Here is an 8,209-nt window from a genome sequence, read left to right as displayed (position 1 = left end):
CTGGTCCTGGGGGTTGTCTTCGTTCATGGTGTGTGCTCCTTCGACGACCATTTCAGAATGACGCCTGTATCTGTGCGTTCCTTATGTCGAGGATGAGTTTCAGCTATGGCCTTAGCCTGTTCTTCATGAGTGTCATTCCCGGCGCATGGCGACGCACGGCAGCGGGTGCAGGTCTGCTCGCTGCGGACGGAACCGTCGCGCCCACCATCTTCGCAGAGATGTCGGCGGCAGCGGCCAGAACCGGTGCCATCAATCTCGGGCAGGGCTTCCCCGACGAGGACGGTCCCGCCGAGGTTCTGGAGGCCGCACGAGCGGCCATCGCGAGCGGAGCGAATCAGTATCCGCCCGGTCGCGGCATCCCCGATCTCCTCGAAGCCATCAGCGCGCATCAGCAGCGCTTCTACGGGCTCTCGGTCGATCCGGCCACCGAGGTGATCGTGACCGCAGGGGCGACCGAGGCTCTCACCGCGACCCTCCTGGCGCTCATCGACGGCCCCGAGGACGAGGTGGTCGTGTTCGAGCCCTACTACGACTCGTACGCGGCCGCCGTGGCCCTCGCAGGGGCAGCCCTTCGCACGGTGCCGTTGCGGGCTCCGGACTTCCAGCCCGACCTCGAGCGCCTCGCCGCGACCGTGAACGACCGCACCAGGATCATCCTCGTCAACGACCCGCACAACCCGACGGGCGCGGTCTTCGGGCGCGATGTGCTCGAGGAGGTGGTGCGCCTGGCGGAGAAGCACGATGCGATCATCGTCACAGACGAGGTGTACGAGCATCTGGCGTTCCATGCCCCGCACACGCCGATCGCCACCCTTCCCGGAGCCGCCGACCGCACGCTCACGATCTCGTCCGCCGGGAAGACCTTCTCCGCGACGGGATGGAAGATCGGGTGGGTGCACGGGCCTTCCGCCCTGATCACCGCAGTACTGACCGTGAAGCAGTATCTGACGTATGTGAACGGCTCGCCCTTCCAGCCCGCCGTCGCGGTGGGGTTGCGGATGGACGACGCGTACTTCGCCGACTCCGCAGCGTTGCTTGCACGCAAACACGGGATCCTCGGCGATGGTCTGCGCGCGGCGGGCTTCACCGTGCACGCCCCGCAGGGCGGCTACTTCACCGTCGCCGACGCGACCGGCCTGGGTGGAGGAGACGCCGCTGCATTCTGCCGGGCCCTGCCGGAGCGCGCCGGTGTCGTGGCGATCCCGCTCACGGCGTTCGTCTCCGCTGCACACAGGAGCGAGTACTCGGGTCTGGTGCGATTCGCCGCCTGCAAGCGCGTCGAGGTGCTCGAGGAGGCGGCGACCCGCCTCGCCGCTCTGTCCGGCCGCTAGGCCCGCACGGGCTCGACGACATACCGTCGTGCCCGCAGCGAGGGGTTGGTCACGCGGACGCGCTCGATCATGTCCCGCTCCACGGCGGCGACCGCGATCCCCGGGCCGGTGCCCACTCCGGCGAGCACGACGCCCTGGGGGTCGACGATCTGCGAGTGCCCGACACCGATAGGCGTCGGATGGTCGGCCGCGAGCACGTACACGGTGTTCTCGATCGCGCGCGCGGCGAGCAGTGTCGTCCAGTGGTGCTCCTTGAGCGGACCTCTCACCCACTCCGCCGGCACGACCAGGACGTCGGCCTCCGCGTCGACGAGAGAGCGGGCGACCTCCGGGAATCGGAGGTCGTAGCAGGTCATGAGCCCGAACCGCAGACCGACCAGGTCGAAGGTGGCCGCGACTCCCACCTCGCCGGGCTCGACCCAATCGGACTCCGTCTGCCCGAACGCGTCGTAGAGGTGCTGCTTGCGGTAGACCGCGAGCACGCCGTCGCCTCGCACCGCCACGACCGTGTTCCGGACCCGCCGCTCGTCGGATGCCCGTTCGGCGAGGCCGGCGACGATCACGACCGCGTACTCCCCCGCCAGCGCCGTCAGCGTCGAGACGAACTCCCCGTCGAGTTCTTCCGCGTTCGCCACCAGGCTCTCGTCCATCGGGTCCACGAAGTAGCTGGAGTACTCCGGGAACACGATCAGCTTCGCGCCGCGCGCAGCCGCAGCTGATGTCAGCTCGGCTATCCGTTCACGATTGTCGGCTCGGGATGCGGTCGGCGCGAACTGGCACACGGCGACGGGGACGGCTGCGGTCTCGGACATGTCTCCATCCTCGCGCATCGACACGCCCGGGGCCCCGTCCGGAGGGCCCCTCGATTAGACCGACCCCGGAATCCGTGATAAGTTTCTTCTTGTGCCGCGGGGTGGAGCAGTTCGGTAGCTCGCCGGGCTCATAACCCGGAGGTCGCAGGTTCAAATCCTGTCCCCGCAACAAGATAGGCCCCGAGATCACTACGATCTCGGGGCCTTCACCTTTTGAATCGCGCACGACTCGACAGATTCGGTCGAGAATATGCAGCCATCGGCTCACGGTCCGGGTGGACAGCAGCGAAGTGCAGCACAGCGAGATCAGCAGGCTCCTCCACTCCGTGATGTTCCCGATCCAACGCATCGTGCCGGGCGAGAGTCATCTTCAAACGATTCTGGCTGAGATAGTCACATGCTTCCGTGAACGCGCGACACGGCGACTCGACGGAACGTTGTATAGCTGCTGGCCGACCTCAGGCGGTGCGCCCGTCGCGGGTCTGGGGTCCCCTGAGCGGCGGACGCACCTTGCGAGAACAGGGTTTGCAAACAGCGGAAGGGCCCTCACGAGGAGAGCTCCATCGCACTGCTAGTAAGAGCCCCGCCGACCAGAACGACGCCTCCAAACTCCCCAGAAGTTCGGGCCGCGCTCTAGTCCGAACCGTACACCCGCGATACCCCCGCTACACCCCCGTGATCAACGCCTTCCAACTACTGCAGGGGACTTGGGTGGCACCGTAGCGTGTGCCTGCAGTGCGAGACCCTTCGAGGTGGCACCTCGGGGTGGCCGGAGAAACGTACCTGTGAGCGCGTACAGCTTGAGAGCGTACCGTCGGCAAATGAGTACACAACTGAAGAACGATCCCCACTCGGGCTGGGGACGGTGCTCGTCGGATCTCTGCCGGCGAAGCTGATGACCGACGAAGCGCCCGACCGTTACACCGTGGAAGCGGTGTTCACCCGCCAGGCAGATCGCGACGAAGTCACCGCGATCCATGACGGCACCACCCGCGATTACTTGTCGACGAAGGGGTATCCCACCGTCGAGTTGCACGTCTCGGATCGACGCCTCGAGATTTACAACACGAACCTGGAAGAGCTCCGTGACGGCCTCGCACAGGTCATCGCCGAACACCTGTCGGACATGACTGCAACGATTCGCGCCGAGCGCGAGGTCGCGTCCGCGAGGCTCAACGATGCATCCGAGCGGGAGCAGGCACGCGCTGCCGCCGTTGCGGCGTTGGCGGAGTCGGTCACTTTCTCCTCCAGCACCCCGAACACGGATGGCGATACCTCAGCGCGTGCAGATGATTGGATCAGCGAGGGCGGCGCCGCCCGCAGCTAGCGGACACATCCGCCTGGAGGTCATCATGACTACCGTCCGCAGCACATATCTCCGCGACCGTTCGGACGCGGGACAACGGGTCGCGAGCCCGTTTACAGATCTCGCACAGCAAGTCCGGGACCGAGGTCTCCTACGACGCCGCTATGGGTACTACTGGACGAAGCTGATCGCAGCTCCGGTGGTCGTCGCGGCGTGCCTCGCAGCGTTTGTGTGGATCGGTGAGTCGTGGTGGCAGCTGGTCACCGCGGCGGCACTGGCGGTCGTGTTCACTCAGATCGCGTTCTTGGGGCATGATGCCGCGCACCGGCAGATCTTCTCTTCAGGGAAGTGGAACGATTGGGTGAGCATCGTCCTCGGGGACCTGCTCGTGGGCATGAGCTACGGGTGGTGGCAGCACAAACACACTCGCCACCACGCCAACCCGAACAAGCTCGATGCTGATCCGGATATCGAACTGCCCGTGATCGCCGTCACGCCGGAGACTACGGCGAGGCACCGCAGTCCCGTGTTGCGATGGTTGCGCGGGCATCAAGGCCTGCTCTTCTTTCCGATCCTGCTGCTTGAGGGGCTGTCGTTGCATGCGTCGGGCGTTCGGCGCGTTCTCTCGGCTGGCAAGCTTCCGCGGCGGTGGGCGGAGATCCTCTTCCTGACAGTCCGGATCGGAGGGTACTTGCTGCTGGTGTTCGTGGTGCTCTCCCCAGGGATAGCGTTCGTGTTCCTTGCTGTCCAGCTGGGGTTGTTCGGGTTCTACATGGGCATCTCGTTCGCGCCGAACCACAAGGGCATGCCCATCGTGCCGCGCGACATGAAACTGGACTTCCTCCGCCGCCAAGTGATGATGAGCCGCAACGTTCACGGAAGCCGTGCCCTAGACGTGCTCATGGGGGGCCTGAACTATCAGATCGAACACCACCTCTTTCCCTCGATGCCGCGCCCGCATCTGCGTCGCGCGGCCCCCATCGTCGCCGCGTACTGTCACGACAACGGGGTGCCGTACGCTCAGGTCGGACTGCTCACGTCCTACAGAATCGTGGTCCGCTACATCAACCGTGTCGGACTAGGAGAACGCGACGTCTTCACCTGCCCGCTCATCCAGACGCGGACTGCCATCGGCGCGTAGACCACATCATCGACGCCATCGACAACAGCGGCCTCGCGCTCCCGGGGAGGTTTTGAATGGCGAAGTATCGATATCAGGCCGTGCGTGCGCTCCAGCCATCCCCGGAACACCGGACAACTGAAGATATGTTCAGGTCCAGTCGAATCGTGCGCCAGTATGAGTTAGGTCCTAGCCAAGCGCGTTCCGCGCGTCTGAGAAGATCGACGGATGCGGAACCTGTCCACATTACCAACGCTGAGCGCCATGTCTGGGGCGAGGTGTCTGATGGGTGGCGGCTGCTCGATAGCCCGCAGTTCTCCGTGATCGAGGCGCGAGTGCCGACAGAGGGCCCAGGGGACGCCGCTGACGCGCGAGGGCGAAAGCTCGACACATTCGCTCGACAGAAATCGGACGCTATGCCTGATTCGCGGTGATTTGCGCTGATTGGATGACCCCACGGAGAGACCCGGTCAGCCAAAGATTGCGCAAACCAGCACAAGCTTTGTAGTAGGGGCGCCTGGCTCCCGGAGGTCGCAGGTCCAAATCCTGGCCCCGCAACAAACGACAGCCCCTCTGACTCGGAGAAATCCAGTTCAGAGAGCCTTTCGCTTTCTCTGTTCATCCTGAACCGCATCAGCCGCAGCGGGCAGCGAGTCAGAGGAGTTCGGCCACCAGGCGCTCGATCCGGGTGCGGATGTCGTCGCGGATGGGACGGACCGCTTCGATGCCCTGCCCTGCGGGGTCATCGAGCTTCCAGTCCTCGTAGCGCTTCCCTGGGAAGAGGGGGCAGGCATCTCCGCATCCCATCGTGATCACGACGTCCGACGCCTGGACGGCTTCGGTGGTGAGCACCTTCGGCGCCTCCGCCGCGATGTCGATACCGAGCTCGGCCATGGCGTCCACCGCGATCGGATTGATCTGATCGGCCGGTATGGACCCGGCGGGGGTCGAGACACGAATGGGCGCCCCGAGGGACGCCCATTCGAATCGTTGCCGCAGGTCAGTTGCCCGCGGAGTCCAGCTCGATCAGCTTCTGGACCGCGGCAGTGAGGCGCTCGTCGGCCTCGGCGAACTTCGCGAGGTCACCCGCCTTGAGCGCGGTCTCGCGGTCGACCAGGGCCGCCTGAGCGGCCGCCAGTGCGTCCGCTTGGGCGTCCGTGGGCTGCGAGGGCTCCGTGGGGACCTCTCCGGTGTCCGGGACCTCGGCGTTCGGATCCGGCTCCACCGTGTCGTCACCGCCGGTCGCACCGGAATCACCGCCGAACAGCGTGTCGAGCGCTTCCGTGAGCGTGTTCTCGAACGCGACGCGATCACCGAACGCCACGAGCACCTTCTGCAGTCGCGGCAGCTGGGTTCCCTCGGACGACTGTACGTAGACGGGCTGCACGTAGAGCAGACCGCCACCGACGGGCAGCGTCAACAGGTTTCCGTAGATGACCTCGGACTCCCCCTGCTGGAGCAGGTTGAGCTGGGGGACCACCGACGTGTCGGAGTTGTACGTGTTCTGCACCTGGCCGGGACCGGGGACCGTGGTGTCGGTGTCGATCTCGAGCATGCGCAGCTGGCCGTAGCCGTCCGCCTTCACGCCCTTCTCCGACCCCGCATCGGAATCCACCGCGAGGTAGCCCATGAGCACGTCACGGCTTCCTCCCGCGCCCTGCGAGTTCGGGATGAACGTGGAGAACATCGAGAATCTCGGGGCGTCCTGACCCGGCATCTGCATGGTCAGGTAGTACGGCGGCTGCAACATCGACTCGCTGCGCGGATCGTTCGGCGTCTGCCAGCGGTTGTCCTGCTGAGCGAACGATCCGGCCTTGTCGACGTGGTAGACGCCGAGGATGTCGCGCTGCACCTTGAACAGGTCGGTCGGGTAGCGCACGTGACTCATGAGCTCACCGGACATCTCGCTGATCGGCTTCAGCGTCGACGGGTAGACCTTCTGCCAGGTCTTCAGCACCGGGTCCTCGTCGTCCCACGCGTACAGCGTCACCGAACCGTCATACGCGTCCACGGTCGCCTTGACCGAGTTGCGGATGTAGTTGATGTCGTCGATGGCGAGCGTCGGCGACGGGATGTTGGAGTCGGCGATCGCGTCCGACAGGCTCACGCTCGTCGAGTACGGGTAGGTCTGGCTGGTCGTGTAGCCGTCGACGATCCAGACGATACGGCCGTCCACCACGCTCGGGTACGGGTCGCTGTCGAGCTCGAGGTACGGCGCGACCTTCTGGACGCGCGTCTTGGGGTCGCGGTCGTAGAGGATCTGCGAGTCCTCGTTGACGAGGTTCGAGAACAGGATCTGCTCGGACTGGAACTTCAGCGCGTAGAGCAGCTTCGTGAAGGTGTCGCCGATCTTCGGACCGCCGTCGCCCTCGAACGTGGTCTTCGTCTCGCTCGAGCCGTCCTTGCCGCGCGGGTAGTCGATCTCCGCGGGCTCGGAGCCCTTGGGGGCGCCGACGATCGAGTACTCGGGCGAGTTCTCGCCGAAGTACACACGCGGTTCGAAGTTCTCGCGGTCGGACAGGAAGCCCGAGGTCGGGATGCCGCGCTCGAGGAACACGGGCTCGCCGTCGGTGGTGCGCTGGTTGCCCGCGGCGGCCACGAGACCGTAGCCGTGCGTGTACACCGCGACACGGTTGTTCCAGTTGTCGCCGTCGCCGAGGCCCGACATGTCGAGGTCGCGCACAGACACCACGGTGTCCTGCATCTTGCCGTCGATCTCGTAGCGGTCCACGTCCATCGTGGTCTGGAACTGGTAATAGCCGCGGTACTGCTCGAGCTGACGCACCGTCGGCGGGATCACCTTCGGGTCCATGATGCGCGTCGAAGCGGTGGTCTCGGCGTCTGCGCGCAGCTGGCCGGCCTCGGCGTCCGTCTTGGCGGCGAACGGCGTGGTCTCGAGGTCTGCCACCCCGTACGCCTCCTTGGTGCCGTCGATGTTCCGCTGGTAGTACTCGGCCTGGTAGGCGTTCTGGTTCGGCTTCACCTGGAACGTGGTGACGACCCAGGGGTAACCGATGCCCACGACGAGCGATGCCACGATCAGCAGGGCGGTCGCCGCCAGCGGGAAGCGCCAGCGCCCGATGACGGCGGTGACGAAGAAGAGTATCGCCACGACGGCGGCGATGATGGCGAGGATCGCGAGACCGGGGATCGTCGCGTTGACGCCCGTGTAGGCCGCACCGGTGATGCGGTCGTCGGGCTCGACGAGGGTCTTGTACTGGTCGAGCCAGAGGCTGGCGGCCTGCACGAGCAGGTAGAGGCCGGCGATCACCGCGAGCTGGATGCGGGCGGGCTTCGAGATGCGCAGCTCGCCCTGGCCGATGCGCACAGAGCCGTACAGGTACGACACCAGCGCGGTCACCAGCAGCGAGAGCAGGAGCACCGCGGAGACGAACGCGAGCAGGATCGAGTAGAACGGCATCGCGAACATGTAGAAGCCGGTGTCGATGCCGAACTGGGGGTCGACGTCGGACGTCGCCACACCGTTGGCCCAGAGCCAGACCGTCTTCCACTGCCCGGCGGCAGCGAAACCGGCGAAGAGACCGAAGAAGATCGGCATGCCCCACATCGCCAGGCGACGGAGCGGTTCGATGACCTCCTGGTAGCGATCCAGCTGCGAACTGAGCCGGACGTACACGGG

6 protein-coding genes and 1 tRNA gene are annotated in these 8,209 nt (G+C 65.6%); 4 read left to right on the top strand and 3 right to left on the bottom strand.

Annotation, left to right across the window (positions count from 1 at the left end; translation table 11 throughout):
• The first annotated feature begins 125 nt into the window (after positions 1–125).
• On the top strand, positions 126–1,331 hold the full coding sequence (locus tag DSP71_RS19795) for an aminotransferase class I/II-fold pyridoxal phosphate-dependent enzyme (RefSeq protein WP_061015801.1): 1,206 nt from the start codon (positions 126–128) through the stop codon (positions 1,329–1,331).
• Here DSP71_RS19795 and DSP71_RS19790 read toward each other — a convergent pair.
• Positions 1,328–2,143: a carbon-nitrogen hydrolase family protein gene (locus DSP71_RS19790; protein ID WP_113681870.1), complete on the bottom strand. Its 816-nt coding sequence runs from the start codon at positions 2,141–2,143 to the stop codon at positions 1,328–1,330. The two genes, DSP71_RS19795 and DSP71_RS19790, sit on opposite strands and share 4 nt — an antisense overlap.
• 95 nt (positions 2,144–2,238) lie before the next feature.
• On the opposite strand from DSP71_RS19790, the gene DSP71_RS19785 reads away from it, so the two are divergent.
• From DSP71_RS19785 to DSP71_RS19775, 3 genes are all read left to right on the top strand, one after another.
• Positions 2,239–2,312 (top strand) — tRNA-Met (locus DSP71_RS19785).
• A gap of 726 nt (positions 2,313–3,038) precedes the next feature.
• Positions 3,039–3,470, top strand: a complete 432-nt coding sequence (locus DSP71_RS19780; RefSeq protein WP_257021960.1) for a hypothetical protein — start codon at positions 3,039–3,041, stop codon at positions 3,468–3,470.
• A gap of 25 nt (positions 3,471–3,495) precedes the next feature.
• Complete coding sequence (locus DSP71_RS19775; protein WP_113681869.1) at positions 3,496–4,590, top strand: acyl-CoA desaturase; 1,095 nt, start codon at positions 3,496–3,498, stop codon at positions 4,588–4,590.
• Between the two features lie 633 nt (positions 4,591–5,223).
• Here the strand turns inward: DSP71_RS19775 and DSP71_RS19770 are convergent.
• Together DSP71_RS19770 and DSP71_RS19765 are read right to left on the bottom strand one after the other, a co-directional pair.
• A complete protein-coding gene (locus DSP71_RS19770; protein ID WP_113681868.1) occupies positions 5,224–5,568 on the bottom strand; it encodes a heat-shock protein HtpX in 345 nt (114 codons plus the stop codon).
• A 1-nt stretch (position 5,569) separates the two neighbouring features.
• Positions 5,570–8,209, bottom strand: a 2,640-nt coding sequence (locus DSP71_RS19765; RefSeq protein ID WP_258546570.1) for a UPF0182 family protein, incomplete at its 5' end; no start/stop codon positions are given.

Origin of the sequence: Microbacterium sp. H6 (assembly GCF_003314775.1) — a bacterium.
GTDB lineage: Bacteria > Actinomycetota > Actinomycetes > Actinomycetales > Microbacteriaceae > Microbacterium > Microbacterium oxydans.
The sequence above is the reverse complement of the archived record's forward strand: the minus strand, read 5'-3'. Positions and strand labels throughout refer to the sequence as shown.